General features: G+C 65.0%; 3 protein-coding genes. All 3 read right to left on the reverse strand.

Annotated features, from left to right (window positions below):
* Nucleotides 1-710, reverse strand: a 710-nt coding sequence (locus ACP7AG_RS21130) for a hypothetical protein (protein ID WP_426033384.1), incomplete at its 3' end; no start/stop codon positions are given.
* Complete coding sequence (locus tag ACP7AG_RS21135; RefSeq protein ID WP_426033386.1) at nucleotides 710-886, reverse strand: hypothetical protein; 177 nt, start codon at nucleotides 884-886, stop codon at nucleotides 710-712. The genes ACP7AG_RS21130 and ACP7AG_RS21135, both read right to left, overlap by 1 nt.
* Nucleotides 883-2,061 (reverse strand): hypothetical protein (locus tag ACP7AG_RS21140; RefSeq protein WP_426033388.1); only part of this gene is annotated, 1,179 nt, incomplete at its 5' end. The genes ACP7AG_RS21135 and ACP7AG_RS21140, both read right to left, overlap by 4 nt.

Consider the following 2,061-nt stretch of genomic DNA (forward strand, 5'->3'; position numbering starts at 1 on the left):
CCGGTAGGCAGAGCGCCGCCCGCGTCGTCCGCGCCGATCGCCGCGCCAGCAAAGGTCGGATCAGGGATCAGGTTGGCGGTCCCCCGCTCCACGGCCAGGCCGTCAGCGGTCTGGCGACGATCACCCGAGGCGAACACCGTCACCGGCACGTTGAGCGGATAATAGGCCTCGCCCGTCCGGTCGCCGGTTGCGGCCTGGGCCAAGGTGATCGCCGCACCATCGCGTCTATAGCGCTGGCGCGACGCGGTGAAGTCGGCAAAGAGCGGCGCGGCCCCAGCGGCCAGGCGCGCCGTGACGCCCATCATCTGCAGGTCGAACTTCTGCCAGAGATCAGCGTGGTTTCGCGTCGCTTCGGTCGCCTTGCGCTCGGCGATCTTCTGGACGCCGAACACATAGGCCTGCGTTCCGTTGGCCAGGAACACCTTAATCCGGCCGTCCAAAAACTCCCCTTCACCTGCCGGCGTCATCAACAGGTTCAAATCCTGGCCGATGGCGGTATAGGCGATGGCTTCCAACTTCGCGGGCGTCGGAACCAAGGCCGGACCACCCGGCAGCGGCAGCGGATAGCGACCGTCGCCGCCCGGTCCGCCGATGGCCGTGCCGATCGACCAGGCATAATAGCCATCTACAGCCGCGTTGATCTTATCGACCAGGTCTCCACCTGCGGCGACCAGTTGAGGCAGCGTCAACCCATCCACAGCGAGAGGCATCAGACGCGCTCCACAAGCTGATCATTGACGACTTTGTGGGTCACATCCCAGTTGCGCCGAAACTGCGGCAGCTCGACATAGGCGCGGCGATCGGCCACCAGCGAAGCGCGAGGCGCTTGGGTGATCTCGGTGATGTCGCCGGTGTCATGGTCGTAAAAGGCCACGGTGATAATCATCGCATAGGCCCCAGGGTGTTGAGCGTCCGGCTGGTGACGTTGACGCTGGCGTGGGAATTGAGGCGAACCTCGACCAGCCGCGCGCCGGCCGCGCAATACATCGACCCGCCCATCGTGATCGTCGCCTCGCCGTTCGCGCCGCCGCAGTCGAAGACCGAGACGCCGTCGATGTAGAGGGTGGCGGCCCAGTTCTTGTCGCCGCCGGGGAAATGGCTCGACAGGAAGCACGTCACGAAGACTGCCGCGTCATAGGCGAGGTCAACGGTGTGACTGATGATCAGTTTATTCGTGCCATCACAGGAAATCACCGCCGAACCGGTCGAGATCACCGGCACATTGATGCTGTTGGGCGCGTATTTGGGCGTCGTGAGCGAGCCCTCGACCACCAAGTCGCCCTCGACCAGAAGGTTCTTCACCTTCAGCTGGCCACCGACATATTCGAGGAAGGTGGTCGAGGTCTCGCCAGTCGCATCTGCGGGATCGACCATGTAGAGCTGGTCGGTGACGATGCCCAGTGTACCCGTGATCGGGCCGCCGGTGCCGCCCTCGCTGGCGATTTCCCAACCGGTCAGATGGCCATTGTTGTTGATCGACAGCGCGACCCGGCCGCGCTCCCCGTTCAGCGCCTCCCGCAGTTCGGTGATCGTTACCGTGCCGTCGCCCAAGGTCGAGTCGATGAACGACAGGAAGGTCGCAAGGCTCTGGGTCGGCGTGACTTGAACGCTTGCCGCGTTGAGGATGAACGCGGTTCCAGCCCCATTCTTGGCGCCCAAAAGCGACATCAGGGCCGCGAACGCCCCGTCGGCGTCGATGCGTTGCTCCTTTTCCTGAAGCAGCACCGTGCCAATGGGTACGCCGGCCAGATGGGTCAGGGCGTCGATATAGGCCCGCGCGAGCGCGCCGCGCAGGATCTCGGCGGCGATCTGCTCAGCGTTGAGGTTCAGATCATCCACGACCTCTTGGGCGGGCTTGCCTGCCACCGTTCCGGCGTTCACGGCGCCAACGGTCACCTCGCCGAGGCCGGTGTTGCCGCCGGGGTTCTCGACGCCCTTGGCGGTGATGTAGCGCAGGCGGACCTGGTAGCGCGCGCCGGGCTTGACCCCGGTGACCACCATGGTTTTCGAGGACGCGGGGAACGACTGCGATTGCCATGCGCCATAGACGCCGGCCGAGAT

The sequence above is a fragment of the Caulobacter sp. DWP3-1-3b2 genome (genome assembly GCF_049896325.1).
In the GTDB taxonomy this organism is placed as follows: Bacteria; Pseudomonadota; Alphaproteobacteria; order Caulobacterales; family Caulobacteraceae; genus Caulobacter.

Bases quoted from the DNA above. Each gene is read 5' to 3' on its own strand.
- ACP7AG_RS21135 (WP_426033386.1), bottom strand. From the start codon at position 886: ATGATTATCACCGTGGCCTTTTACGACCATGACACCGGCGACATCACC.